The 24,953-nt window shown below is 57.6% G+C and carries 23 protein-coding genes, 1 tRNA gene and 2 pseudogenes; 8 read left to right on the top strand and 18 right to left on the bottom strand.

What is annotated here, in order from left to right; genetic code table 11:
- Positions 1 to 57: 57 nt before the first annotated feature.
- From LT948_RS20220 to LT948_RS20195, 6 genes are all read right to left on the bottom strand, one after another.
- Complete coding sequence (locus LT948_RS20220; RefSeq protein WP_070087343.1) at positions 58 to 345, bottom strand: cyd operon YbgE family protein; 288 nt, start codon at positions 343 to 345, stop codon at positions 58 to 60.
- Positions 342 to 464 carry a cytochrome bd-I oxidase subunit CydX gene (cydX, locus tag LT948_RS20215; protein WP_014753615.1) on the bottom strand — a complete coding sequence of 41 codons (123 nt, stop codon included), beginning with the start codon at positions 462 to 464 and terminating at the stop codon, positions 342 to 344. Before cydX ends, LT948_RS20220 begins: the two co-directional genes overlap by 4 nt.
- A gap of 22 nt (positions 465 to 486) precedes the next feature.
- Positions 487 to 1,623 (bottom strand): cytochrome d ubiquinol oxidase subunit II, encoded by a 1,137-nt coding sequence (gene cydB, locus LT948_RS20210; protein WP_070087344.1) that lies wholly within the window; start codon positions 1,621 to 1,623, stop codon positions 487 to 489.
- Positions 1,616 to 3,187 carry a cytochrome ubiquinol oxidase subunit I gene (locus LT948_RS20205; RefSeq protein ID WP_014753617.1) on the bottom strand — a complete coding sequence of 524 codons (1,572 nt, stop codon included), beginning with the start codon at positions 3,185 to 3,187 and terminating at the stop codon, positions 1,616 to 1,618. The genes cydB and LT948_RS20205 overlap by 8 nt, the downstream gene beginning before the upstream one ends.
- Positions 3,184 to 3,474 carry a cytochrome oxidase putative small subunit CydP gene (gene cydP, locus LT948_RS20200; RefSeq protein ID WP_070087345.1) on the bottom strand — a complete coding sequence of 97 codons (291 nt, stop codon included), beginning with the start codon at positions 3,472 to 3,474 and terminating at the stop codon, positions 3,184 to 3,186. Before cydP ends, LT948_RS20205 begins: the two co-directional genes overlap by 4 nt.
- A gap of 67 nt (positions 3,475 to 3,541) precedes the next feature.
- Complete coding sequence (locus tag LT948_RS20195; RefSeq protein WP_070087346.1) at positions 3,542 to 4,867, bottom strand: sigma-54 interaction domain-containing protein; 1,326 nt, start codon at positions 4,865 to 4,867, stop codon at positions 3,542 to 3,544.
- Between the two features lie 235 nt (positions 4,868 to 5,102).
- On the opposite strand from LT948_RS20195, the gene LT948_RS20190 reads away from it, so the two are divergent.
- The 8 genes and pseudogenes from LT948_RS20190 to LT948_RS20160 all read left to right on the top strand — a co-directional run.
- Positions 5,103 to 5,981, top strand: a complete 879-nt coding sequence (locus tag LT948_RS20190) for an MBL fold metallo-hydrolase (RefSeq protein WP_014753621.1) — start codon at positions 5,103 to 5,105, stop codon at positions 5,979 to 5,981.
- 51 nt (positions 5,982 to 6,032) lie between these two features.
- Positions 6,033 to 7,703, top strand: coding sequence for a bifunctional protein tyrosine phosphatase family protein/NAD(P)/FAD-dependent oxidoreductase (locus LT948_RS20185; RefSeq protein ID WP_232197114.1), 1,671 nt, complete (start codon positions 6,033 to 6,035; stop codon positions 7,701 to 7,703).
- Between the two features lie 27 nt (positions 7,704 to 7,730).
- On the top strand, positions 7,731 to 8,534 hold the full coding sequence (locus tag LT948_RS20180; protein WP_041167218.1) for a sulfite exporter TauE/SafE family protein: 804 nt from the start codon (positions 7,731 to 7,733) through the stop codon (positions 8,532 to 8,534).
- 494 nt (positions 8,535 to 9,028) lie between these two features.
- Positions 9,029 to 9,211, top strand: a pseudogene (locus LT948_RS33355) (PAS domain-containing protein); the annotation flags it as partial.
- A gap of 168 nt (positions 9,212 to 9,379) precedes the next feature.
- On the top strand, positions 9,380 to 10,498 hold the full coding sequence (locus LT948_RS20175; protein ID WP_371918259.1) for a methyl-accepting chemotaxis protein: 1,119 nt from the start codon (positions 9,380 to 9,382) through the stop codon (positions 10,496 to 10,498).
- Positions 10,499 to 10,534: 36 nt separating this feature from the next.
- Positions 10,535 to 12,226, top strand: coding sequence for a putative bifunctional diguanylate cyclase/phosphodiesterase (locus LT948_RS20170; protein ID WP_232197113.1), 1,692 nt, complete (start codon positions 10,535 to 10,537; stop codon positions 12,224 to 12,226).
- A gap of 250 nt (positions 12,227 to 12,476) precedes the next feature.
- Positions 12,477 to 12,746: a hypothetical protein gene (locus LT948_RS20165; RefSeq protein WP_012274344.1), complete on the top strand. Its 270-nt coding sequence runs from the start codon at positions 12,477 to 12,479 to the stop codon at positions 12,744 to 12,746.
- 108 nt (positions 12,747 to 12,854) lie between these two features.
- Positions 12,855 to 13,286: pseudogene (locus tag LT948_RS20160) on the top strand (IS5 family transposase); the annotation flags it as partial.
- A gap of 154 nt (positions 13,287 to 13,440) precedes the next feature.
- Here LT948_RS20160 and istB read toward each other — a convergent pair.
- The 12 genes from istB to thrS form a co-directional block, all read right to left on the bottom strand.
- A complete protein-coding gene (gene istB, locus LT948_RS20155; RefSeq protein WP_200928549.1) occupies positions 13,441 to 14,241 on the bottom strand; it encodes an IS21-like element helper ATPase IstB in 801 nt (266 codons plus the stop codon).
- Complete coding sequence (gene istA, locus LT948_RS20150) at positions 14,234 to 15,733, bottom strand: IS21 family transposase (protein WP_166525001.1); 1,500 nt, start codon at positions 15,731 to 15,733, stop codon at positions 14,234 to 14,236. The genes istB and istA overlap by 8 nt, the downstream gene beginning before the upstream one ends.
- Before the next feature lie 69 nt (positions 15,734 to 15,802).
- Entirely contained in the window at positions 15,803 to 16,948 is a 1,146-nt protein-coding gene (locus LT948_RS20145) for a sigma 54-interacting transcriptional regulator (RefSeq protein ID WP_200928550.1), read from the bottom strand.
- Between the two features lie 370 nt (positions 16,949 to 17,318).
- Positions 17,319 to 17,395: transfer RNA gene (locus tag LT948_RS20140), tRNA-Pro, on the bottom strand.
- 89 nt (positions 17,396 to 17,484) lie between these two features.
- Positions 17,485 to 17,841 carry a MerR family transcriptional regulator gene (locus LT948_RS20135; protein WP_003090655.1) on the bottom strand — a complete coding sequence of 119 codons (357 nt, stop codon included), beginning with the start codon at positions 17,839 to 17,841 and terminating at the stop codon, positions 17,485 to 17,487.
- On the bottom strand, positions 17,822 to 18,124 hold the full coding sequence (gene ihfA / locus LT948_RS20130; protein WP_003090661.1) for an integration host factor subunit alpha: 303 nt from the start codon (positions 18,122 to 18,124) through the stop codon (positions 17,822 to 17,824). The genes LT948_RS20135 and ihfA overlap by 20 nt, the downstream gene beginning before the upstream one ends.
- A 3-nt stretch (positions 18,125 to 18,127) precedes the next feature.
- On the bottom strand, positions 18,128 to 20,506 hold the full coding sequence (gene pheT, locus LT948_RS20125; RefSeq protein ID WP_023118044.1) for a phenylalanine--tRNA ligase subunit beta: 2,379 nt from the start codon (positions 20,504 to 20,506) through the stop codon (positions 18,128 to 18,130).
- Between the two features lie 34 nt (positions 20,507 to 20,540).
- A complete protein-coding gene (gene pheS, locus LT948_RS20120) occupies positions 20,541 to 21,557 on the bottom strand; it encodes a phenylalanine--tRNA ligase subunit alpha (RefSeq protein WP_003090666.1) in 1,017 nt (338 codons plus the stop codon).
- Between the two features lie 97 nt (positions 21,558 to 21,654).
- Positions 21,655 to 22,011 (bottom strand): 50S ribosomal protein L20, encoded by a 357-nt coding sequence (gene rplT / locus LT948_RS20115; protein WP_003099086.1) that lies wholly within the window; start codon positions 22,009 to 22,011, stop codon positions 21,655 to 21,657.
- Positions 22,012 to 22,034: 23 nt separating this feature from the next.
- A complete protein-coding gene (rpmI, locus tag LT948_RS20110) occupies positions 22,035 to 22,229 on the bottom strand; it encodes a 50S ribosomal protein L35 (RefSeq protein WP_003090673.1) in 195 nt (64 codons plus the stop codon).
- A gap of 61 nt (positions 22,230 to 22,290) precedes the next feature.
- Positions 22,291 to 22,842 (bottom strand): translation initiation factor IF-3, encoded by a 552-nt coding sequence (gene infC, locus LT948_RS20105; RefSeq protein WP_003119938.1) that lies wholly within the window; start codon positions 22,840 to 22,842, stop codon positions 22,291 to 22,293.
- Entirely contained in the window at positions 22,842 to 24,764 is a 1,923-nt protein-coding gene (thrS, locus tag LT948_RS20100) for a threonine--tRNA ligase (RefSeq protein ID WP_003090677.1), read from the bottom strand. Before thrS ends, infC begins: the two co-directional genes overlap by 1 nt.
- Between the last annotated feature and the right edge of the window lie 189 nt (positions 24,765 to 24,953).

Genomic DNA, 24,953 nt, shown 5'->3' with positions numbered 1-24,953 from the left:
GAAATAGGTAGTGCTACTGTCTTTATGTTGAGAACTCAAGAGTTCAGTCATCAGCCCTCAATTTGCAAACTTTACCCAGCAAGCCAGTGCCAGCGCAACACAGCAGGTCCAGCCCGAGAACAGCCAGCGCCAAACGCACGCTCGCGGCACGAAGCCCACGCCCCTGACAAAGGCCACACTCATCGCCACGAACATGGCCGTTGCCAGCCCGTGATCAGCTTTCCCGTCCGGGGCCGCCATCAGCGGCGGATAGAGCGTACACACGAGCATGATCGCGATCGCGATAAGCAGGCTCAGCGGGTGGAGGCGTGAGGACGCCGAGGCGTCGGCGACCCGCGTCATCATGGCTGTGCCTCGTCACGGTCACTCTGGGCACGACCGGCTTCGGTCTCGCCCCACATCGCATTCAATATGGCCAGCAGTAAGGCAAAACCGACTCCCAGCATCCAGGCGAAATACCACATGGTCCTTGCTCCTCTGAGGGCCTTAGTAGGCAGAATGTTCGTTGGCTTTGATCTGTGCCACGGTGACCTTGCCGCGCATGACGCGATAGGCCCACGAGGTGTAGATCACGATCAGCGGCATGAAAATCAACGTTGCCCAGAACATGATTGCCAGGCTTAGATGGCTGGACACGCTGTCCCACACGGTCAGGCTGGCCGCCGGCACGGTTGATGACGGCATGACGAACGGGAACATGGACACACCGGCGGTGCTGATCACCCCGACCACCGCCAGCGACGAGGCGACAAACGCGGCGAGTGTACGGCGCATCAGCAGCAAAAGCGTGGCACCGACGGCGCCGGCCATGCCCAGCGCGGGCAGCAGCCACAACGCTGGATAATGGTCATAGTTGGCCATCCAGGCCCCGGCGTCGCGTACCACGGTCTTGTTGAGAATGTCCGGCAGCCCGGCGATGTCCACTACCGAGGTAATGCGATAGCCTTCGATCGACTGCAACCACACGCCAGCAATGATGAATGTGCACAGCAGCACCAGCGCTGCGCCGACCCCGCCCTTGATGGCGCGGGCCTGGATAACGCCTTCAGTGCGGTGCGCCAGGTAGGTACTGCCTTGCAAGGTGATCATTGCACTGCTCACCACACCGGTCAGCAGTGCGAAGGGGTTCAGCAATTGCCAGAAACTCCCGGTGTACGTCGATACCAGCATGTCATTGAAGTGGAACGGTACGCCTTGCAGCAGGTTGCCGAAGGCGATCCCGAACACCAGTGGCGGCACGGCCCCGCCGACGAACAGGCCCCAATCCCAGATGCTGCGCCATTTGGCATTGTGGATCTTGCTGCGATAGTCGAAGCCCACCGGGCGGAAGAACAAGGCCCACAGGACCAGAATCATCGCCCAGTAAAACCCGCTGAACGCGGTGGCATACACCACCGGCCACGCCGCGAACAGTGCGCCGCCGGCAGTGATGAACCACACTTGGTTGCCGTCCCAGTGCGGCCCTACGGTGTTGATCGCTACGCGTCGTTCCAGGTCCGAGCGGCCTACAAAGGGCAGCAAGGTGCCGACCCCCATGTCATGACCGTCCATGATGGCGAAGCCGATCAGCAGTACGCCGACCAGTGCCCACCAGATAATTTTCAGGGTGACGTAATCAAGCATGGTGGAGTTCCTTCAGGTTGGCATCGTGAGCATAACGGCCGGTTCTGAGGCTGCCGGGCCCTTGACGGGCGAACTTGACCATCAGGAACATTTCAACCACCAGCAGCACGGTGTAGAAAGCCACGAATCCAGCCAGCGAGCCATAGAGGTTATTGATGCTCAGGGTGGAGACGCTCATGTGGGTGGGCAGTACGCCATAGATGGTCCAGGGTTGACGGCCGTATTCAGCGACGAACCAGCCCAGCTCGCAGGCAATCCAGGGCGCAGGCAGCATGCAGAGTGCCCAGCGCAGCAGCCAGCGGCGGCGTGTACAGGCCGATTGCAAGGTGCTCCAGAAGGCCACCCCGAACAGCAGGAGCATGGCAAAACCAAGGGCGACCATGATCCGGAATCCCCAGAACATCGGCGTCACGCGCGGTACGGTATCGTTCACTGCCTTGTCGATAATCGCCGGTGTGGCCTGGTTGACATCCTCGACGTACTTTTTCAGCAGCAGGCCAAAGCCCAGGTCCGTCTTGTAGGCTTCGAAGGTGTCGAACGCCGCCTTGTCGGTGCGATCGGCCCGCAGGGCTTCAAGCGCATTGACGGCAGTAATGCCACGCAGAATGCGCTCGCGGTTTTTCTCTTTGATGTCATGAATGCCCGGGATCTGCTTGCTGACCGAGCGCGTGCCGATCAAGCCCATTACCCATGGCACGTCGACTTCCCAGTTATTTCTGGACTCGGCTTCATTTATGCTGGCCAGCAAGGTTAAGCCTGCCGGTGCGGGTTTGGTTTCCCACATGGCTTCCATGGCCGCCAGCTTGGTTTGCTGCGCCTCACCCACCGTGTACCCCGACTCATCCCCAAGCACGATGACGCTGAGCACCGAGGCCAGGCCGAAAGCCGCCGCCACCCGAAAACTGCGCTTGGCGAACTCGACATCACGACGCTTGAGCAGGTACCAGCTGGAAATTGACAACACGAACATCGAACCGGTGACATAACCGGCGGACACCGTGTGCACAAACTTGGCCTGGGCCACCGGGTTGAACACCACTGCCCAGAAATCGACCATCTCCATGCGCATGGTGATGTAACTGAACTCTGAACCCACCGGGTTCTGCATCCAGCCATTGGCGATCAGAATCCACAGTGCCGACAGGTTGGTACCGATGGCCATCAGCAGCGTGACAAGCAAGTGGTGCTCTTTCTTCAGGCGATCCCAGCCAAAGAAGAACAGACCGATCATGGTCGACTCAAGGAAGAACGCCATCAGGCCTTCAATGGCCAGCGGCGCACCGAAGATATCGCCCACGTAGTGCGAGTAATACGCCCAGTTGGTACCGAACTGAAATTCCAGGGTGATACCGGTTGTCACCCCCAGGGCGAAGTTGATGCCGAACAGCTTGCCCCAAAAACGCGTCATGTCTTTCCAAATGACGTTGCCGGTCATCACATAGACGCTTTCCATGATGACCAACAGCCACACCATGCCAACCGTGAGCGGTACGAAAAGAAAGTGGTAAAGCGCAGTGGCTGCGAATTGCAGCCGAGACAAATCTACCAGGTGTTCTGAAATCACTTGCTTGCCCCTTGAGTCAAGGTGGGTACTCCGAAACGGTTGCCGATAATGTTCGGGTCGACACTGACGTGCGAATCCCGGATGAACAGCCACCACAGCACTGTCAGCACCAGTAGTTTGATCACTACTGCCGTGAGCAGATGGCGTCGAAGTCGTTTGTCGAAAATGGTCATGACTTGCCAATATGCACACGGCATGCCAAGGGGTTGTTTTACTTTTTTATCTTTTAAAAACAGTGGCTTAGCGGTGATTTCTGGCAGGTGCGGCAGGCCTTGCCGGGTGAGCACGCTGCCAACCTGCCAGGGTGGCAGCGATTGGCAGTCGTTGGCAGTCGTGGGGCGTGAGGGCGATTGATCAGGCCAAACCTTGCTCTTTCAGTCGTCTGTACAACGTGCGTTCGCTAACACCCATGTGCCTGGCCAGTTCACTGCGGGTACCTTTGAAGGTGGCCAGTATCTGCGCCAGCGAGCTGCCGTCGAAAGGCGTTGAGGCGGGGGGCTGAGGCGATATCGCCACCGATGCCTGGGGCAAATGTGTGGAGCGGATCACTCCATCGTCAGCGAACAGACTGGCTCTTTCCAGCACATTGCGTAATTCGCGGATATTGCCGGGCCAGGAGTGCCGCTGTAGTTGTGTCAGAGCCTCCGCCTCTATTGTCAGCCGGCGCTTGCCGGTACTGGCACGTTGTAGAAATGAATTCGCAAGCAAACCAATGTCTTCAACCCGGTTGCGCAAGGGGGGCAACTGAATGGGGAAGGCGCTGATGCGGTAGTACAGGTCCTGCCTGAATTCTCCGTTCTCCATCATCTTTTCAAGGGGTTTGTGGGTCGCGGCAATTAACCTGAAGTTGGCGTGAAGGGTCTCGACACTGCCGACACGGCGATAGGTGCCCGATTCGATCAGGCGCAGCAGTTTCACCTGCATGGCGAGTGGAACGTCACCAATCTCATCGAGAAACAAGGTGCCGCCCTGGGCCGTTTCAACCAGTCCGGGCTTGCGCGTGGTGGCCCCGGTGAATGCCCCTTTTTCATGGCCGAATAGTTCGCTCTCAAACAGCGTTTCGGGCAATCCCGAGCAATCGACGACGACGAAGGGCCCCGTGGCTCGATCGCTGTTTTCATGTACGGCGCGGGCGAACAGCTCTTTGCCCGTACCGGACTCGCCCAGTAGCAGTACCGGCAGCATGGATGGGGCCACCCGCTGCAGTTCCGACAGGGCAAGGTTAAAGGCCGGCGAGCGGCCAACCAGGCCTTCGTTGCTGGGGCGCGCTGAGGCGCTGCGAACCTGCGTGAGACGCTCCACATAGGCAGTGATAACACCGTGGTCGTCCAGAATCGGGCGTAGTTCGACGTCGACGTGCTCCGGGCCGCGAGGCGTGTGGTGAATGTGCAGGACACGATCCGGTCCGCGCATTTCCTGCGCTTTTTTCATCGGGCAGTTCTCGCCCGCCTGATCACAAGGAACGTCGTAGTGGTGTGAGATTTGATAGCACTTATGGCCGATAAAGGGCTTGTCAGCGCTGCCAAACTGCCGCTGATAGGCCGTGTTGGCAGCCAGGATGTTGTAGTTCGGATCAAGCACGATCATCGGCTGTGGTTCGTGCTCAAGGAACGAAACCAATGATTGCACTTGATCCGAGTGCGGGAGTAGGTGGGTCGGGGTGGGCAAGTAAGTCTTCATCGTGGCTCCTGACAGTCCATTCATCCTGTTCTGGCACTGCCACCTCTGTCAACAGGCACTGCCAATGGCAGTGAATCCAGGTGAATACAGAAAAAACAAAACCGTACTGAAAAATAAAATCAATAAAATCAAGTAGATATGACCATATCTTGGCTCCGTTTGAGTCTGGCAGGCTTATTGCTATGTCAGTCCTCAGTGTGAGCGGCTTGGTAAAAGCCCCTAAGGAGACAGGCCAATGAGTGTAAAACTTCACGTCGAAGGATTCTTCGATCCTGCTACCAATACCGTCAGTTATCTTGTGTTGGATGAGGCGACCCGCCACTGCGCGTTGATCGATAGCGTACTGGACTACGACCCTAAGTCCGGCCATACCGGCACAACCTCTGCCGACAAATTGATTGCAAGGGTGAAAGAACTCAGTGCGAGAGTCGACTGGATTCTCGAGACTCACGTCCACGCAGACCACCTGACGGCAGCACCATACCTGAAGGAGAAACTTGGCGGGAAAATAGGGATCGGCAGCCAGATTTCGACGGTGCAGGAGGTGTTCGGCACGCTGTTCAATACCGCTGGCGAGATGCCCCGTGACGGAAGTCAGTTCGATCACCTGTTCGTCAATGACGAACCGTTCACCATCGGCACGCTGCAATGCCAGGCTCTCCATACACCCGGCCATACGCCGGCCTGTATGACTTATGTGATCAGCGACGGCACCGAAACGGCCGCATTTGTTGGCGATACCTTGTTTATGCCCGACTACGGTACTGCACGCTGTGACTTTCCCGGTGGAAACGCGCGCACGCTGTTCCAGTCAATCAACAAGGTGCTGAGCCTGCCGGCCAATACGTTGCTCTATATGTGCCACGACTATCAGCCAGGGGGCCGCGAGGTGCAATTCGTCAGCACCGTTGCAGACCAACGCGCGCACAACGTTCATGTGCGTAACGGGATCAGTGAGGAGGAGTTTGTGGCGATGCGCACTAAGCGAGATGCCTCGATGGACATGCCTACTCTGATCCTGCCATCGGTTCAGGTAAACATGCGAGCCGGGCACTTTCCTGAGCCCGAATCGAACGGGACGCGTTACCTGAAAATCCCGCTCAACGTCGCCTGACGTTGCATCCCCGAACAACCGATAAGAAACATACCTATAACGGAGACCCTCATGGACATTCGTTGCCTTGTGCCTGGACTGTCTGTATCAGAGCAAATTTTTCCCGACCAATTGGCTGGACTGAAAGAAGCTGGTTTTCGCGCCATTATATGTAACCGGCCCGATGGTGAAAGCAGCGATCAGCCCTTGTTTGCCGAAATCAAACGTTCGGCCCAAGCGATCGGTATTGAGGCGCACTACCTTCCTGCTGAATCAGGCAAAGTGACCGATGAGCAAGGTATTGCCTTCGGCAAGCTCTTTGAAACGCTTCCAAAACCGGTATTGGCCTATTGCCGTTCCGGTATGCGCTCGACAACGATGTGGGCACTGTCACAAGCGGGTCGACAACCCCTGCCATACATCGTTGAGACGGCCAAAAAAGCCGGGTTCGATATGAAAGGCGTCATTCGCCGGATCGCGAATCAGGGGCGCACGCCGGTCGAACTGGCCGAGGCGCAGCATGCCGTGGTCATCATCGGAGGCGGTGCGGCAGGTATCGCGGCTGCTTCCAGTTTGCTTGCACGAGAACCTGGACTCGACGTTGCCATCATCGACCCGGCCGATGTGCACTACTACCAGCCTGGCTGGACACTTGTCGGCGGTGGTGTCTTCGATGCGCCACAAACTGCCCGCACGATGGCCTCGACCATCCCTCGCGGTGTGCATTGGATCAAGTCGGCGGTCGCCGCTTTCGAACCCGAGAGAAATGCCGTCGTTCTTGAAGGGTGCAGGGTCGTCAAATACGAGCAACTGATCGTGTGCCCTGGCCTCAAGCTCAATTGGCATGCAATCGAAGGTTTGTCGGACACCCTTGGCCGCAACGGCGTGACTTCAAACTACCTGTATCAGCTTGCCCCCTATACGTGGGAACTGGTGCAGCAACTGCGGGGTGGCCGAGGCATTTTCACGCAACCGCCCATGCCGATCAAATGTGCCGGGGCTCCGCAAAAAGCCATGTACCTCTCTGCTGATCACTGGAAACGTACCGGTGTATTGGACAAAGTCGAGATCGAGTTTTGCAGCGCCGGCGCGGTGCTGTTCGGCGTTCCCGACTACGTGCCCGCACTGATGGAATACATCAAGGCCTATGGTATCGACCTGAATTTCGGCAACACCCTCACCAGCGTGAATGGGCCTGCGCGGACTGCGACGTTCAACTGCGTCAACCCGGATGGCAGCGCCCATCTTGTTACTCGAGACTTCGATCTGCTTCATGTAGTGCCACCGCAGATTGCGCCGGATTTCGTTCGGGTCAGCCCTCTAGCTGACGCAGCTGGTTGGATTGATGTCGACCCCGCCACTCTGCGCCATAAAACCTGGGTAAATATTCACGCGCTGGGAGACGCCGCCAACTCCAGCAACGCAAAAACCGCTGCAGCAGCCCGCAAGCAGGCGCCAGTCGTTGCCCACAATGTGTTGGCTGCAATGGGCAAAGCGAAAGGTGGCGCCCATTACGACGGTTATGGCTCCTGCCCGCTGACGGTTGAGCGCGGCAAGATCGTATTGGCTGAGTTCACCTATGGTGGAAAGGTCGCTCCCAGCTTCCCGTCCTGGCTGATTGACGGTACACGGCCAACGAGGCTGGCGTGGCTGCTCAAGGAGCGACTTCTTCCTCCCCTGTACTGGAAGGGAATGCTCAAGGGCCGTGAGTGGATGGCGAAACCCGAGTTGGCTGACCTGTGAATCAGATCTGAAAGCAAGGAGACTGAGATGATCATCGTCTTACTGCTCGGGCTTACTGTTGGCGTTATTCTGGCGCTGACCGGCGCTGGCGGAGGAATACTGGCTGTTCCATTGCTGGTGTTTGGAGTGGGGTTGAGCATGGCGGAGGCTGGGCCAATTGGTTTACTGGCTGTCGGTTTAGCCGCGACCCTGGGTGCCGTGATGGGACTCAAAAATGGCACCGTCCGCTATAAAGCGGCGCTTTTAATTGCAGGTGCGGGGATCGTCTGTTCTCCACTTGGTCTCTGGCTGGCGCAGCGCACGCCTAACCGTCCGTTGACGATCATGTTTGCCATCGTGCTGATGTACGTTGCGTTCCGGGTCTATCAACGATCGCTCGCATGCTCCTCGGAGTCGAAGCCCCCCGTCACATCCAAACCACCGCCTTGTCAGTTGGACGTGAACCGAGGAAAGCTTAACTGGACGAGGCCTTGTGCATGGGCTCTCACCGTTTCCGGCATTGTCGCGGGTGGGCTCTCTGGCTTGCTCGGCGTGGGCGGCGGCTTTGTGATGGTGCCGGCGCTCCAGCGATACACCAATTTGACAGCACAGTCAGTGCTTGCAACGTCTCTAGCCGTTATTGCGCTGGTTTCAATTTCCGGCGTTGCTGCAAGCTCGGCAACTGGGCATTTGCAGTGGGCAGTTGCCATCCCATTTTCCATTGGAGCATTAGCCGGCATGATCTGCGGGCGCTTGGTCGCTGCCAAGCTGTCGGGGCCAAACTTACAAAAAGGGTTTGCCATCGTATCTGCAGTGGTTGCGGTGGCCTTGCTGGTAAAAGCTATTCGGTAGATCAAGTGGGCAGACGACTTACCCGCCTGTGCCGGCTGTCCTGAACGCCTTCAGCTAATCCATGATTGCCAGATCCGGCTGCGATGGTGCTTCTGCTGGTATTTATCTTGGCCGCCCCGTTGATCCGCTTCCTGATCCGCTGCTGCGGAGCTGGATTGAACCTGGCGTCAAATGTCGACTCTGTGGATGGCACGCCGCCAATTATTGTCTGGTGCGGGAGAGGTGCGCCCGTGAGTCCGGATAACCAAGGCTTTGCCTTGGTTATCCAATAATCAGCGTCTGAAATCGGGCTTTTCGGCATCCCTAAGCCGCCCATTTCCGACTGATGAGCAACTTGTTCGGAGTTTCCTTAGTCACGCCTTATGGCATAATACCATTATTACTCATGGAGACTCATCTTGCGCTCGAACCTGCCTGTCACAACCGTTGAACAAATATTTCCAATCCAGCAGCGATTGATCTCTGCCACGGATACGAATGGGAATATTTCCTATGTGAATGACGAGTTTATGAGAATAAGTGGCTATTCTCGTGAAGAGTTGTTGGGCAGTCCGCACAATTTGGTTCGTCATCCCGACATGCCTCCAGCTGTTTTCGGGCTGATGTGGGGCTATCTGAAGGCTGGCAAAAGCTGGATGGGTATCATCAAGAATCGCTGCAAGAATGGTGACTTCTATTGGGTCAGTGCGTATGTGACACCTATTCTCGAAGATGGCCGCTTAACAGGCTACGAGTCCGTTAGAGTCAAGCCGACTCGGGAGCAAATTGATCGCGCACAAAAGCTGTATGACCGGTTGCGTGCAGGTAAAAATTCCATTCCCCAAAATCGTCATTATGCGGCATTCATGAGGAGGATGGTCTTACCTGCAACTGCGGCTGCGTTGGCAATAGGTGCGGCTAGCGTGCTGCCAAGCCTGGCAGCACAAGCGGTAACTGCCGTGCTCTTTCTCGTTACAGGATGGTGGTCCTATACGCGGCTGGAACATCAGTTGAGTCATATCATGAAATGCGCCCCTGACGCTTTTTCAGATCCGATTAGCGCCATCACTTACAGCGATACGTATGGCCCTTCAGCGCAGTTGGAAATGATATTGATTAGTGAGGATGCACGCCTTAAAACCGCACTGACTCGGCTAAGCGATCTGGCCAGCCAAGTGGCTGAAGCCGCTGCGCATTCCTCCTTACTCTCGAACCAAACTGAAAATGCCTTGCTGGAGCAGCGAGCGGAAACGGACATGACGGCAGCCGCCATGACGGAGATGGCGGCCTCAATCAACGAAGTGGCAGGGCATGTTCAAAAAACCGCCATGGAAGCGCAAGCAGCAAATGAACTGGCTGAACAAGGTGATAAAGTCGCCGGTACTTCCCGTGAGGCCATTCAGTTGCTGGCCAGTACCGTCACGAATATCAGCACTGCTGTGGATTACCTTGCCAATGAAACCCAGCAAATTATGGCTGCTGCGGGGGTGATTCAAGCCATTGCTGATCAAACCAACCTACTCGCTCTCAACGCTGCAATTGAAGCGGCTAGGGCTGGTGAGCAGGGTCGTGGTTTTGCGGTAGTAGCTGATGAAGTCCGGGCCTTGGCCGCTAAAACCCGCGTATCGACTCAACAAATTCAAAGCGTCATTGAAACCCTTAAAAAAGGCGCAGATGAGGCTGTGAGCATTGCCAAACTCGGTATTCGCGAGGCCGACCACGGTGTACAGCAAGTTATAGAGGCGCAGTGTGCTCTCCAAGGCATTCGCGATGCTGTTGAACGGATCAGTGGTATGAGCCAGCAAATGGCAGCCGCTTCAGAAGAGCAGGCTAGTGTCGCTGAAGATATTGCTCGGCAGATTAATAACGTAGCGGGAACGGTTGAGAGAACAGCGAAGAATGCTAACTCCGCCGTGATTCGTGGCCGCGAACTTGAAAGTACATCCCGTGGTTTAAACTCGTTGGTTGAACGGTTCAACAGGTAGTGACCTTATGACTATTTTGGTGAATTAGGTTTATATATGAGTGCAAGATACCGTGCAGCGGTGGATGCGGCAGCAATTTTCTCGGAAACCGATAAATCCGGAATAATCACCTATGTCAATGAACAGTTCTGTGATATTTCTGGCTATAGCGCACAGGAGTTGATTGGGCAAAACCACCGCATACTAAACTCAGGGCAGCATCCCCCTGAGTTCTTTATTGATATGTGGAAAAAAGTTTCACGTGGGCAGGTATGGAAAGGTGAAATTTGCAACCGTAAAAAGGATGGCAGCCTGTATTGGGTAGAGAGCACCATTGTACCCATGTACGATGATGCCAGCCAGCGGGTGCAGAAATACGTTTCCATTCGTTTCGATGTGACCGAAAAGCGGAAGTTTCTGGAAACCTTGCAATGGCAGGCTGAGCACGACGAGCTGACGGGTCTTCCAAATCGTTTTTTGCTGTCCAAAGCGCTTGATCAGGCTATTGTCAAAGCAAAGAGCCAGCCCAGCACGGTTGCCGTGGGCGTGCTTGATCTCGATGGGTTTAAGCAGATTAACGACCGCTATGGCCACGAGATAGGTGATCGTCTGTTAGTGGCGGTGGCTGATCGCCTGAAACATAGTATGCGTATCGAAGATACCGTAGCCCGTTTGGGAGGCGATGAGTTCGTGCTGATTTTGGGTGTGCGGGATCCCAAGGTGTTGGAAAGCGCCCTGCAGAGGCTTTTAGCTGCCCTTTCCGCGGTCTACATCATCGATGGCATAGGCATTAATATTTCCGTCAGTATCGGTGTGACGCTCTATCCAAACGATAATGAGAATGCCGATACACTGCTACGTCATGCCGATCAGGCTATGTTTAAGGCCAAACAAAGTGGCCGTAACTGTTTCCATTTGTTTGATGTATCAAAAGATAAGATGGATAAATCAGCTTTTGATACCGTAATACGGGTTCGCCAAGCGTTACATGATGGTGAGTTATGCTTGCATTATCAACCAAAAATAAGTTTGGGCAGTGGGGCAGTGATTGGTTTTGAAGCACTATTGCGTTGGCAGCATCCGCGAGATGGACTTATATTACCGCAGTATTTTATACCGTTGATTGAGCAGAGCGATCTGATCGTGGAGATCGGCGAGTGGGTCATAGATCAGGCGCTCAGTCAAATAGAACAATGGGCGGACTTGGGTCATTCGTGGTCTGTGAGTGTAAACATTGCAGCATTACATTTGAAAAAAGAAAACTTTGTAAAGTCCCTAAAGTTTTTGCTGGACAGCCACCCTAATGTTTTGCCGCAGATGTTGGATATTGAGATTACCGAATCAGTGGCGATAGAACACTTACCACATGTCACTCAGTGCCTCATTGCTTGCCAGGATCTGGGTGTGACATTTTCGTTGGACGACTTTGGAACCGGGTATTCATCGCTGAGCTACCTTAAACAACTGCCCACGCAGTCAATCAAGATAGACAAATCTTTTATACGCGACATACTCATCGATAAAGACAGCTTGGGGCTGACTAAGGCGATCATCGGCCTAGCGAAATCGTTTAACCGCGAGGTTATTGCTGAAGGGGTGGAAACGGTTGAGCACGAAGTGTTGCTGATGAACCTAGGTTGTGATGTAGCGCAAGGCTATGGTATTGCGAAACCCATGCCGGTAGAAAAAGTGCTATCTTGGGTGGCGAAGTTTGTCCCTGCTCATTTATCTAGAGGGGGTAATAGATAAACCGCACCGTCCACGAACTGATTGCGTCGTCGCAACCTAGTGGATTGAGCGGTTAATTCATTTATCCACCGGTAACGATATACTGTGCGTCCAATGCCATGGATTGGTTATGCGCATGGCTCGACCGACTTTCCCCATTCGCTCGAAATATATTTTTTATGATACACTATCCCAGCTGTTTTTTTCTGGAACAATGAAATAATTAATATTATCATAAACAACAAATCGATAATAATAAAGAGGATCATATATGTCGGATCAAGAGTTAATACTAGAGCAACTCCGTAACGTGAATTATGATAAGTTAAGCAAACAAGATATCGTAACAATGCTAAATGCAGGGGAACAGACTCTAGAAAATATGGCAGCATCAAGAAAAACTGCCATTGATATAATAGCAGAGGCAATGAACCAAACAAAGAATACGCTTGAGGCACTTGATTATTCTGGAAAGGTAGAAGCTGAAATCAGGAAAAATCTCAGCATACTGAGAGAGCTACTGATGACTGGCGATCTATAGCCCCCTAGACTGGGCGAATTAGGGATTCTCCGATCAAGTCAGCACAGGCCATCTGACCTGTGCTGAAATAGCCCTCCGTCCAACTGCCTTCTACAAGTCCGCCATCCCATGAGTCAGATGAGCTTTTCCGATTTCGAGTACGCCGGCAAGCGCAAGCAAACCCGTCGCGAGCGTTTCCTGGCCGAGATGGAACAGGTGGTACCGTGGAGTGGACTGGTGGCGTTGATCGAGCCTCACTACCCAAAGGCTGGCGGTGGCCGCAAGCCTTATCCTCTGGAAACCATGCTGCGCATTCACCTGCTGCAGAATTGGTTCTCTTTGAGCGATCCCGCCATGGAAGAGGCGCTGTACGAGATCACTTCGATGCGCCAGTTCGCTCGTCTGACGCTCAGTGCTCCGATCCCCGAAGACACGACAATCATGAATTTCCGGCACCTGCTGGAGAAGCACGAACTGGCCTCGGGGATTCTGGAAACCATCAACAATTACCTGCGCGACAAGGGCCTGTCGTTGCGCCAGGGCACCATCGTCGATGCCACCTGTCGGCGCTGATTGAAAATTGACCCACCCTGCCGATTGAAAAATGACCCAGGGCTGCTTGCCGATTTAGACCCCGGCAATTGTGGATAAGCCTAGCAGTCGACAGCGTCGTAAAAGTGCTGACCCTGCACTCAGCAAGGCCAGCCCAAAGAGGTCAAAACGGGTCGTCCTCCGCCTCCTCGATATCCTGTCGCCTGCGCTCCCTCGCCTGGATCTTGGTCTTGGCCACTAAGGTGCTGTTTTGCAGGCGGTACGATTCATTCCCCGTCTCGACGATGTGGCAGTGGTGGGTCAATCGGTCGAGCAAGGCCGTGGTCATCTTGGCGTCGCCAAATACGCTCGACCATTCGGCGAAGCTGAGGTTGGTGGTGATGATCACACTGGTGTGCTCGTAAAGCTTAGAGAGCAAGTGGAACAGCAAGGCCCCGCCGCTCTGGCTGAAAGGTAGGTAGCCAAGCTCATCAAGGATTACCAGATCTGCACGCAGTAGTCCTCGGGCGATACGCCCTGTCTTACCCTCGTGCTTCTCACGCTCCAGCAGGTTGACCAGATCGACCGTGGAGTGGAAGCGTACACGCTTGTTGTGTTGGGTGATGCTGGCCACCGCCAGGGCGGTGGCGAGGTGCGTTTTACCGGTGCCAGGGCCGCCGATGAACACCACATTTTGAGCTGTGTCGGTGAAGGTCAGAGTGGACAGTTCCTTGATCAGCCGGGCATCAGCGCTGGATACACCGAAGTCGAAGCCAGCAAGATCGCGGTGCATGGGCAGTTTCGCCATATTCATCTGATGATGTACCGAGCGCACTGCCCGGTCGGCGTGTTCCTGATCGAGGAGATTCTCGATCAGCCATTTCGATGAGGCGGTGGTGGATTCACCTTGTGCGGCCAGATCTGCCCAGGCAGTGGCCATGCCGTGCAGGCGTAAGTCTTTGAGTTCCTCTGTAAGATCACGCATTGCGCACCTCCTCATCTGTGCTGCGCAACCGGTCATAGCGCGCGGTATTGGCGATAGGGGTAACTTTCAGTTGCAGGTTGGTTTCGACCGAGGGTGGTGCTTCACGGGCGGTCAGACGGGCCACGATATTGAGGATGTGGTCAGCGCTCAGGCTGCCAGATTCCAAAACCAGCTCAACCGCTACGAGGACAGCATCCAGGCCAGCGACGGGCACGGCGGCCAAGACCTGGGTCATGACCCGATCACCCTGTAGATGCCGCCGCAGCTCGCGCCTGAGCAGGCGTAGTGGCTTGGGTAGGTCGGCAAACGGGGCACCATTGCGTAGGGCTCCCGGTTTACGCTCAATGAGGGGGATATAGTGTTGCCAGTCGTAGCTGACCTGATCGCGATCAAACAGGCGCTCGTGGCTGGCAATCACACCATCATCGGCAATCACGACGATTCGCGAGGGATAGAGCCGACTGCTGACCCACTGGCCAACACGCTCACAGGGTACTGAATAGCGGTTGCGGGCCACGTTGATCAGACAGGTGCTGGAAACGCGAACCGTGCGCTCTACATAACCGTCGAAAGGCGTCGGCATCGGCATCATTTCGACGCGCTCCAGTTCTAAGACTTCTGCAACGGTGAGGCCGTTGTACTGCGGATGGATCAGCTCGTGCCACAGAGCCCGACAGCGCTGGGCAAGCCAGGCATTCAACTCTTCGAAGCTATGGAAGGTATTGTCGCAGGCAGACAGCCAGATGCGGCGCCGACTATCTTGGACATTCTTTTCGACGATACCTTTTTCCCAGCCGGACGCTACGTTGCAGAAGTCCGGGTCGAACAGGTAGTGCGAGCACATCACCATGAAGCGAGCGTTGACCGTGCGGCCTTTACCCTTGGAGACCTTGTCGACCGCCGTTTTCATGTTGTCGTAGATGCCGCGACGCGGCACGCCGCCCATGGCGGCGAATGAGCGGGTATGGGCATCGAACAGCATTTCATGCCCTTGGCTGGGATAGGCCACTAGCCAGAAGGCTCGGCTGGCACATAGCTTCATGTGCGCGACCTGGACACGTCGGAAAACACCGCCAATCAGCAGGCCTTCCTCGCTCCAATCGAACTGGAAGGCCTCGCCCAATGCGAACGCCAACGGCACAAATGCCCGTACCGCCTTGCCTTGCTCTCCGCGCCAATGACGAACGAAGGCAGTGAGCTGGCTGTAGCCGCCGTCATAGCCTTCAGCGCGGATCATGGCCAGCAGCGCCTTGGCACTGCGACGATGTTGCTTGGCCCTCAAGGCATCAGCCCGCAGCGCCTGCTCCAACATCTCGTGAAAGGGACTGAGCTTGTTGAACACGGCTCGACGCTGATAAACCGGCTGCTTGGACTCCGACGCTCTGACCCATTTTCGGATGGTGTTGCGCGACAGGCCGGTGCGCTTGGCTATCTCATGCAACGACAGCTTGTCGCGGAAATACATCCGCCGAATTTTGCCCATCATTTCCATGCTGATCACCCTGTGTTCTCCTGCTCAAAAATTGAGCAGGTACAGTGGAACACCTGGGTCAGTTTTCAGTCAGCACAATGGGCGAAACTGGGTCAGTTTTCGGTCAGCGGCAACAACCTTACTCAACAGAGAATCGGCCAACATCAGCAGATCACCCTCGCGCTCGCGTAATGGCGGTAGATGCAGGACTCCGATGGCAACGCGATAGAAAAGGTCCTCCCGGAAACCACCTTCTGCGACGGTTTGCATCAGGTTGCGGTGAGTAGCGGTAACAAATCGCACATTCACTCTGACTTCCTGGCTATCCCCTACCGGAGTCACCACACCCTCTTGCAGCACCCGCAGCAAACGCACCTGGGCATCAGGAGTCAGCTCACCAAACTCGTCCAGGAACAGGGTTCCACCATCAGCCTGTTGGAAAACACCGGCACGGCTCTCAACAGCGCCCGTGAATGCGCCTTTGCGGTGACCAAACAATGTGGAGTCAATCAGCTCCGGGGGGATAGCGCCGCAATTGACCGCAACAAATGGCCCCGATGAACGAGGACTGGCATTGTGAATCGCTCTGGCAAATAACTCCTTGCCAGTGCCCGTTTCGCCATAGATCAGGACAGGCACCTGCTTTTGAGCAAGAACCTGCGCCTGCGCCTTGAGCCTGAGCATGCGCTCACTCTGAGTAACGATGCTGTCAAAGGCCGCGTTGACTGGGGCCTGGCCGTCAGCAAGCTGAAGCAGCTTGTCACCCGTAATGGTGTTGGCTGCCGGCACATATTCCGCCGCGATCTCGAATGGCACCTCGACCTTCTGCACACCCTGCTCTAACGAGGACTGGTAGAAGGTGACTGAATAGCGGGTCTTGCCTAGCAGAATCCAAACCGCCTGCATGGCTGGGGTGCCGGGGCTGAGCAGAATGGATAGCTGTGTGCCAGGGACATGCAGCCGCTTTAGGTGTGCATTGGCAGCCTGGTAGATATCTCCGAAATGCACTGGGGACGTGAGCGATTCATAGCTGAGATTGACCTGCGAATTTACCTGCTCACGCAGCCAGGCCAGGTAGGGCTCAACCTGCTCAGCCGGGTAAGAAGAAAGCAATTCAACCTGATCGAAAGACTCTGCTCTCAGCGTCGAAAGTACAGGCCCAGCATCAGTTCCTGATAGTGCCTTGAGGTCGTTGCCACCCACCCAGCAGAGCAGCACATTCTGCTTTTTAGCCACGCACCTAACCCTCTATTTTTTATTCGCTTCCACATGCGCGACTTACCAGCACCGTGCTTTGCCTCACAGTTTTCTGGACAGTAAACCTCAATCTGGCGTCAGACTTGAGCGGACCCTTGAGGCTCTCGCCAAGCAGCGAATCAGCTCCATAGGCACTCCCCGCCCTATTGACCAGCGCCGTCATCCACGCAGCGCGCATGAAGCTGATAGCACTGCGCCTCCTAACCGATACTAATCCTCCACCGCTTGCAAGCCAATCTCAATTGGCAACCAATTGGCAACCAGAACGATCATTTTTGATCAGCCATAAAAAACAGCGGGCATAAAAAAATCCAAGCACTCGTAAGTGCTTGGATTTCTTGGAGTATTTTGGTCGGGACGGAGTGATTCGAACACTCGACCCCTTGCACCCCATGCAAGTGCGCTACCAGGCTGCGCTACGCCCCGACTGTACTTCCAAGCTCAGTGGCTGTGCTTCCGAAGTGAACCGCACTATATACTAAGCTTCTGATAAGTGGAAGTTTTTTTTGCTTCCGTCACTTCTTCAGGACCAGCAGGACTTCCTCCAGCTCGGCGATCATCTGGCGGATGAGCTGCTTGTACTGGGTGACGTCGTCCTTGGCCTCGTCGCCGGAAAGGCGCTGGCGCGCCCCGCCGATGGTGAAGCCCTGGTCGTAGAGGAGCGCGCGGATCTGGCGGATCATCAGCACGTCCTGGCGCTGATAATAGCGGCGATTTCCGCGGCGCTTCACCGGGTTGAGCTGCGGGAACTCCTGCTCCCAGTAGCGCAGCACGTGGGGCTTGACCGCGCACAAGTCGCTGACTTCGCCGATGGTGAAGTAGCGCTTGCCGGGAATCGGTGGCAGCTCGTCGTTATGACTTGGTTCCAGCATATGCCTCAACCCTGGCCTTCAGTTTCTGCCCTGGACGAAAGGTGACAACGCGGCGGGCCGTGATCGGGATTTCTTCGCCGGTCTTCGGGTTGCGTCCGGGGCGCTGGCGCTTGTCGCGCAGGTCGAAGTTGCCGAAACCGGACAACTTGACCTGCTCGTTATGCTCCAGCGCCTGGCGGATCTCTTCGAAGAACAGCTCCACCAACTCCTTGGCTTCCCGTTTGTTCAGGCCCAGCTCTTCGTACAGACGTTCCGCAATTTCAGCTTTCGTCAGAGCCCCCATACGCTATTTCCTTAACGTGGCATTGAACCTTTCTTCCAACGACGTGACGATGTTCTGCGTCGTGCTATTGACTTCATCGTCATTAAGAGTGCGCGATGGATGCTGCCAGGTCAAGCCGACGGCAAGGCTTTTTCTATGCGGATCAATGCCTTTACCGTGATACACATCAAACAGCCTGAGGTCCGTCAGCCATTCGCCGGCCGCCGCACGGATTTGTGTCAGGATGTCTTGTGCCGGCACGTCCTGATCCACCAGCAGCGCCAGGTCACGGCGCACTTCGGGGAAGCGCGACAGCTCGCGGAACTTCGGCAGGTGGCCGTCGACCACTTCGGCCAACAGCAGCTCGAAGAGGAACACCGGCTGCTCGAGGTCGAGTTTCTTCGCCAGTTCCGGATGCAGCGCGCCCAGGTAGCCGACCAGCCGCCCTTCCCGCTCGATGCGCGCGGTCTGCCCTGGGTGCAGCGCCGGGTGCTCGCCGGGCACGAAGCTGAAGTCGCCGAGGGCGCCGGCACTGGCCAGCACTGCCTCGACATCGGCTTTGGCGTCGAAGAAGTCCACGCCGTCACGGCCATTGGCCCAGCCTTCCGGCAGGCGCTTGCCGCAGACGGCGCCGGCGAGCATGGCTTCCTGCTTCAGGCCTTCCAGTTGACCGACGAAGCGCAGGCCACTTTCAAACAGGCGGACCCGCGACTGCTGGCGGTTGAGGTTGTGCTGCAGCGCCTTGACCAGGCCCGGCCAGAGGCTGGAACGCATCGCCGCCATGTCGGCGGAGATCGGGTTGGCCAGGGTCAGCGGCTGGGTGCCCGGATCGAACAGTTCGAACAGGGCCGGATCGATGAAGCTGAAGGTGATCGCTTCCTGGTAGCCGCGGGCGACCAGCAGGCGACGCAGCAGCGGCAGCGCGGCGCGCGCTTCCGGCTTGTTGTTCGGCGCCAGGCGCGCCTGCGGGTAGCGCACCGGCAGGCGGTTGTAGCCGTAGAGACGGGCCAGTTCCTCGATCAGGTCGACTTCCAGGGAAATGTCGAAGCGATGGCTCGGTACGCCGACTGACCACTGCCCTTCCCCGTCGGCTACCACCGTCAGCTCCAGGGCTTGCAGCAGGCGCACGATCTCGGCGGCGTCCAGCGGCATGCCGAGCATCTGGGTCACACGCTCGGCGCGCAGGGTGATCGGCGCGACCTTCGGCAGGTGCGCTTCGCTGACCTGCTCGACGATCGGCCCCGGCTCGCCGCCGACGATGTCGAGGATCAGGCGCGTCGCGCGCTCCATGGCCTTGCGCGCCAACTGGCTGTCGACGCCGCGCTCGAAGCGGTGCGAGGAGTCGGTGTGCAGGCCATAGGAGCGGGCCTTGCCGGCCAGGGCGATGGTGTCGAAGAACGCGGCTTCGAGGAACAGGTCGCGAGTGCTGTCGCTGACGCCGCTGTGCTCGCCGCCCATCACCCCGGCGATGGCCAGGGCGCGCTGGTGGTCGGCGATCACCAGGGTGTCGGCGCGCAGGGTGATTTCCTGGCCGTCGAGCAGGACCAGCTTCTCGCCGTCCTCGGCCATGCGCACGCGCACGCCGCCGTTGATCTCGGCAAGGTCGAAGGCATGCATCGGCTGGCCCAGTTCGATCATCACGTAGTTGGTGACGTCGACCACCGGGTCGATACTGCGAATGTCGGAACGGCGCAGGCGCTCGACCATCCACAACGGGGTCGGCCGGCTCAGGTCGACGTTGCGGATCACCCGTCCGAGATAGCGCGGGCAGGCGGCCGGCGCGTCGAGTTCGACCGGACGGGTCTCGTCGTGCTGCGCGGCGACCGCATCCACCGCCACCGGCGCCAGCGGTACGTCGTAGATGGCGCTGACTTCGCGGGCCAGGCCGGCGAGCGACAGGCAGTCACCGCGGTTCGGGGTCAGGCCGACCTCGATGGTGTAGTCGTCCAGCTCCAGGTAGGTGCGGACGTCCTGGCCGACCGGCGCGTCGGCCGGCAGCTCGAGCAGACCGGCGTTCTCTTCGCTGATCTGCAATTCCTTGGCCGAGCAGAGCATGCCGAAGGACTCGACGCCACGCAGCTTGGCTTTCTTGATCTTGAAGTCGCCCGGCAGTTCGGCGCCGATCATGGCGAAGGGAATCTTCAGGCCCGCGCGCACGTTGGGCGCGCCGCAGACGACCTGGAAGGTCTCGCTGCCGTTGCTGACCTGGCAGACGCGCAGCTTGTCGGCGTCCGGATGCTGTTCGGTCGAGAGCACCTCGCCGACCACCACGCCGCTGAAGGCGCCGGCGACCGGCAGGTCGGCGTCGACCTCGAGGCCGACCATGGACAGGCGAGCGACCAGCTCGTCATGGGAAACCTGCGGATTTGCCCAGCTCCGCAGCCACTTTTCACTGAATTTCATCCTGTTCTCCTAAGGAATCCGGTTGCGTTCTGGCCTAGCGGAATTGTCCGAGGAAGCGCAGATCGTTATCGAAGAACAGACGCAGGTCGTTCACCCCGTAGCGCAGCATGGCCAGGCGCTCGGCGCCCATGCCGAAGGCGAAGCCCTGGAATTTCTCGGGATCGATGTTGGACATGCGCAGCACGTTCGGGTGCACCATGCCGCAACCCATGACTTCCAGCCAGCCGGTCTGCTTGCACACGCGGCAGCCGTTGCCGCTGCAGATCACGCACTGGATGTCCACTTCGGCCGAGGGCTCGGTGAAGGGGAAGAAGGACGGACGGAAGCGCACTTCGAGCTGCTTCTCGAAGAAGGCGCGGAGGAATTCCTCGATGGTGCCCTTGAGGTCGGCGAAGCTGACGCCCTCGTCCACCAGCAGGCCTTCCACCTGGTGGAACATCGGCGAGTGGGTCAGGTCGGAGTCGCAGCGGTAGACGCGCCCCGGGCAGACAATGCGGATCGGCGGCTGCTGGGACTCCATGGTCCGCACCTGCACCGGTGAGGTGTGGGTACGCAGCAGCATGTTCGCATTGAAATAGAAAGTGTCGTGCATGGCACGCGCCGGGTGGTGGCCCGGAATGTTGAGCGCTTCGAAGTTGTGGTAGTCGTCTTCGACTTCCGGGCCTTCGGCGACTTCATAGCCGATGCGGCTGAAGCACTGCTCGATGCGCTCCAGCGTGCGGGTGACCGGATGCAGGCCGCCGCTCAGCTGGCCACGACCGGGCAGGGTGACATCGATGCGCTCCGCGGCCAGCCGGGCGGCCAGCGCGGCCCCTTCCAGCTCGGTCTTACGCGCGTTCAGCGCATCCTGGACCTTTTCCTTGGCCACGTTGATCAGCGCGCCGACCTTCGGCCGCTCTTCGGCCGGCAGGTCGCCCAGGGTCTTCATCACCTGGGTCAGTTCGCCTTTCTTGCCGAGGTAGTGAACCCGGATCTGCTCCAGGGCATTGACGTCTTCGGTGTGTCGCACAGCCTCCAATGCTTGAGAGACCAGCGCATCCAGGTTTTCCATGTATGGACTCCAGATACAAAATAGGGGAAGAGCGGTAAGGCTCTTCCCCTATCGGTGACGTTACGTCCGGACCGAAGTCCGGTGATTGTCGTAGGGCTTAAGCCAAGCTTGCCTTCGCTTTCTCGACAATCGCGGTAAACGCCGCTTTTTCGTTCACTGCCAGATCGGCCAGGACCTTACGGTCGATCTCGATGGCCGCCTTTTTCAGGCCGGCGATCAGGCGGCTGTAGGACAGACCGTTCTGACGAGCACCAGCGTTGATACGGGCGATCCACAGTGCGCGGAACTGACGCTTGCGCTGACGACGGTCACGGTAGGCGTATTGGCCAGCCTTGATCACCGCCTGCTTGGCAACGCGGAACACGCGCGAGCGTGCACCGTAGTAGCCCTTGGCGAGCTTCAGAATTTTCTTGTGACGACGACGGGCGATAACGCCACGCTTAACACGAGCCATGAATTAATCCTCTACCTTAATAATCAGCGCAGACGCAGGGAGCGTTCTACGCGCGCAACGTCAGACTTGTTCAGCATCGAGGTGCCGCGCAGTTGACGCTTACGCTTGGTGGTCATCTTGGTCAGGATGTGGCTCTTGAAGGCGTGCTTGTGCTTGAGGCCACCAGCAGTCTTCTTGAAGCGCTTGGCCGCGCCACTTTTGGTCTTCATCTTTGGCATGTTCGGATACTCCGCATTGAGTGATTACGCATAACCGCAAGGCCTGCCAGTGCCCTGGTGGTTACTTTTTCTTCTTGGGAGCGATGACCATCATCAGCTGGCGTCCTTCCAGCTTAGGATGCTGCTCGACGGTGCCGTACTCCACGAGGTCGGCTTCGACCCGCTTCAACAGCTCCATCCCCAGCTCCTGGTGAGCCATCTCACGGCCGCGGAATCGCAGGGATACCTTGGCCTTGTCCCCTTCACTAAGGAAACGTACCAGGTTGCGTAGTTTTACCTGGTAATCCCCTTCTTCCGTCCCTGGACGAAACTTGATTTCTTTGACCTGCGCCTGCTTCTGGTTCTTCTTGGCGACCGCAGCCTGCTTCTTCTTCTCGAACAGGTGCTTGCCGTAGTCCATGATGCGGCAGACAGGAGGCACCGCGTCGGCCGAAATCTCAACCAGGTCCAGCTTCGCCTCTTCGGCTAGGCGGATCGCCTCATCGATCGAAACAACACCAACCTGCTGGCCATCAGCTCCAATCAACCGTACCTCACGAGCCGAGATGTTCTCGTTGATCGGGGGTTTCGGTTGAGCTCGCTTATCCTGTCTCATTTCACGCTTAATAATGATTACTCCGAGTCTTGGCGACCACGCCGGGAAACCGCCTGTGCCAACAGCTCAGCGAACTGGGTGACGGGCATGGAGCCCAGGTCTTCCCCTTCGCGCGTACGCACCGCGACGGCCTTCGATTCAACTTCCCGATCTCCAATAACCAAGAGATAGGGAACCTTGAGCAAAGTATGCTCGCGGATTTTAAAGCCGATCTTCTCGTTTCTCAAGTCGGACTTGGCACGGAATCCGCTTTCCCCGAGGATCCGCACCACCTCGGCGGCGAAATCGGCCTGCTTGTCGGTGATGTTCATCACCACTGCCTGGGTCGGCGCCAGCCAGGCCGGGAAGGCTCCGGCGTAGTGCTCGATGAGCATGCCGATGAAGCGCTCGAAGGACCCGAGGATCGCGCGGTGCAGCATCACCGGGCGCTTGCGGTTGTTGTCCTCGGCGATGTAGCTGGCGTCCAGGCGCTCCGGCAGGTTCGGGTCGTACTGCAGGGTGCCGCACTGCCAGTTACGGCCGAGGCAGTCCTTCAGGGTGAACTCGATCTTCGGCCCGTAGAACGCGCCCTCGCCTGGCTGGTATTCCCAGGCCAGGCCGGATTCGTTCAGCGCATCGGCCAGCGCGCCTTCGGCGCGATCCCACAGCTCGTCGGAACCGACGCGCTTGGCCGGACGGGTCGACAGCTTCATGGCGATGTCGGTGAAACCGAAGTCGCGGTAGACCTGCAGGGTCAGCTTGATGAAATCGGCCGCTTCCTTCTTCACCTGCTCTTCGGTGCAGAAGATATGCGCGTCGTCCTGGGTGAAGCCGCGTACGCGCATGATCCCGTGCAGCGCGCCGGACGGCTCGTTGCGGTGGCAGGCGCCGAACTCGGCGAGGCGCAGCGGCAGGTCGCGGTAGGACTTCAGGCCCTGGTTGAAGATCTGCACGTGGCACGGGCAGTTCATCGGCTTGACCGCGTAGTCGCGGCTTTCCGAGGAGGTGGTGAACATGTTCTCGGCGTAGTTCGACCAGTGGCCCGAACGCTCCCAGAGGATGCGGTCGACCACCTGCGGGGTACGCACTTCGACATAGCCATGGTCGCGCTGGACCTTGCGCATGTACTGCTCGAGCACCTGGTAGACGCTCCAGCCGTTCGGGTGCCAGAACACCATGCCCGGCGCCTCTTCCTGCAGGTGGAACAGGTCGAGCTGCTTGCCGATGCGGCGATGGTCGCGCTTCTCGGCCTCTTCGATGCGCTGGATGTAGGCCGCCAGTTGCTTCTTGTCGGCCCAGGCGGTGCCGTAGATACGTTGCAACTGCTCGTTCTTCGAGTCGCCGCGCCAGTAGGCGCCGGAAATCTTGGTCAGCTGGAACGCCTTGAGGAAGCGGGTGTTCGGCACGTGCGGGCCGCGGCACATGTCCACATACTCCTCATGGAAGTACAGGCCCATGGCCTTCTCGTCCGGCATGTCGTCGATCAAGCGCAGCTTGTAGTCTTCGCCACGGGACTTGAACAGCTCGATGACCTCGGCGCGCGGGGTCATCTTCTTGATCACGTCGTAGTCCTTGTCGATCAGCTCGCGCATGCGCTGCTGGATCGCCGCCATGTCCTCGGGGGTGAAGGGGCGCTCGAAGAAGATGTCGTAGTAGAAGCCTTCCTCGATCACCGGGCCGATGACCATCTTCGCGGTCGGATAGAGCTGCTTGACCGCATGGCCGACCAGGTGGGCACAGGAGTGGCGGATGATCTCCAGTCCTTCCTCGTCCTTGGGCGTGATGATCTGCAGGGTCGCGTCGCGATCGATGGTGTCGCAGGCGTCGACCAGGCGGCCGTCGACCTTGCCGGCGAGGGTCGCCTTGGCCAGGCCCGCGCCAATGGATTGGGCCACCTCGGCCACGGAGACCGGGTGATCGAAGGAACGTTGACTGCCGTCGGGAAGAGTAATGATGGGCATGGCGCCTCCTCTCCTAGTGGTGACCCCTACCAAAGGCCACGTGGGTTGGGATGTGCCAGTAAGCGTCGCCCGCCGGGCCGGCCTGCCTCACAGTGGCAGGCGCCTTGCGGCACCCCTGCGCCGAAGCGCGCGGACGGAGATCACTGGGAATGGATACTGACGAAAAACGCCGGAGCTGATCCGGCGCGA

The sequence above is a fragment of the Pseudomonas sp. CP-1 genome (assembly GCF_021213715.1).
Taxonomy (GTDB): Bacteria; Pseudomonadota; Gammaproteobacteria; order Pseudomonadales; family Pseudomonadaceae; genus Pseudomonas; species Pseudomonas aeruginosa.
The sequence above is the reverse complement of the archived record's forward strand: the minus strand, read 5'-3'. Positions and strand labels throughout refer to the sequence as shown.

What these genes read in the sequence shown, in the direction of transcription:
- LT948_RS20190 (WP_014753621.1), top strand. Translation starts at nt 5,103, where the DNA reads ATGAGTGTAAAACTTCACGTCGAAGGATTCTTCGATCCTGCTACCAAT.
- LT948_RS20220 (WP_070087343.1), bottom strand. Translation starts at nt 345, where the DNA reads ATGATGACGCGGGTCGCCGACGCCTCGGCGTCCTCACGCCTCCACCCG.
- LT948_RS20170 (WP_232197113.1), top strand. Translation starts at nt 10,535, where the DNA reads ATGAGTGCAAGATACCGTGCAGCGGTGGATGCGGCAGCAATTTTCTCG.
- rplT (WP_003099086.1), bottom strand. Translation starts at nt 22,011, where the DNA reads ATGGCTCGTGTTAAGCGTGGCGTTATCGCCCGTCGTCGTCACAAGAAA.
- cydX (WP_014753615.1), bottom strand. Translation starts at nt 464, where the DNA reads ATGTGGTATTTCGCCTGGATGCTGGGAGTCGGTTTTGCCTTACTGCTG.
- istB (WP_200928549.1), bottom strand. Translation starts at nt 14,241, where the DNA reads ATGCGTGATCTTACAGAGGAACTCAAAGACTTACGCCTGCACGGCATG.
- LT948_RS20185 (WP_232197114.1), top strand. Translation starts at nt 6,033, where the DNA reads ATGGACATTCGTTGCCTTGTGCCTGGACTGTCTGTATCAGAGCAAATT.
- LT948_RS20180 (WP_041167218.1), top strand. Translation starts at nt 7,731, where the DNA reads ATGATCATCGTCTTACTGCTCGGGCTTACTGTTGGCGTTATTCTGGCG.
- ihfA (WP_003090661.1), bottom strand. Translation starts at nt 18,124, where the DNA reads ATGGGGGCTCTGACGAAAGCTGAAATTGCGGAACGTCTGTACGAAGAG.
- rpmI (WP_003090673.1), bottom strand. Translation starts at nt 22,229, where the DNA reads ATGCCAAAGATGAAGACCAAAAGTGGCGCGGCCAAGCGCTTCAAGAAG.
- LT948_RS20165 (WP_012274344.1), top strand. Translation starts at nt 12,477, where the DNA reads ATGTCGGATCAAGAGTTAATACTAGAGCAACTCCGTAACGTGAATTAT.
- LT948_RS20135 (WP_003090655.1), bottom strand. Translation starts at nt 17,841, where the DNA reads ATGCTGGAACCAAGTCATAACGACGAGCTGCCACCGATTCCCGGCAAG.
- thrS (WP_003090677.1), bottom strand. Translation starts at nt 24,764, where the DNA reads ATGCCCATCATTACTCTTCCCGACGGCAGTCAACGTTCCTTCGATCAC.
- pheS (WP_003090666.1), bottom strand. Translation starts at nt 21,557, where the DNA reads ATGGAAAACCTGGATGCGCTGGTCTCTCAAGCATTGGAGGCTGTGCGA.
- LT948_RS20175 (WP_371918259.1), top strand. Translation starts at nt 9,380, where the DNA reads ATGAGGAGGATGGTCTTACCTGCAACTGCGGCTGCGTTGGCAATAGGT.
- LT948_RS20195 (WP_070087346.1), bottom strand. Translation starts at nt 4,867, where the DNA reads ATGAAGACTTACTTGCCCACCCCGACCCACCTACTCCCGCACTCGGAT.
- istA (WP_166525001.1), bottom strand. Translation starts at nt 15,733, where the DNA reads ATGGAAATGATGGGCAAAATTCGGCGGATGTATTTCCGCGACAAGCTG.
- cydB (WP_070087344.1), bottom strand. Translation starts at nt 1,623, where the DNA reads ATGCTTGATTACGTCACCCTGAAAATTATCTGGTGGGCACTGGTCGGC.
- pheT (WP_023118044.1), bottom strand. Translation starts at nt 20,506, where the DNA reads ATGAAATTCAGTGAAAAGTGGCTGCGGAGCTGGGCAAATCCGCAGGTT.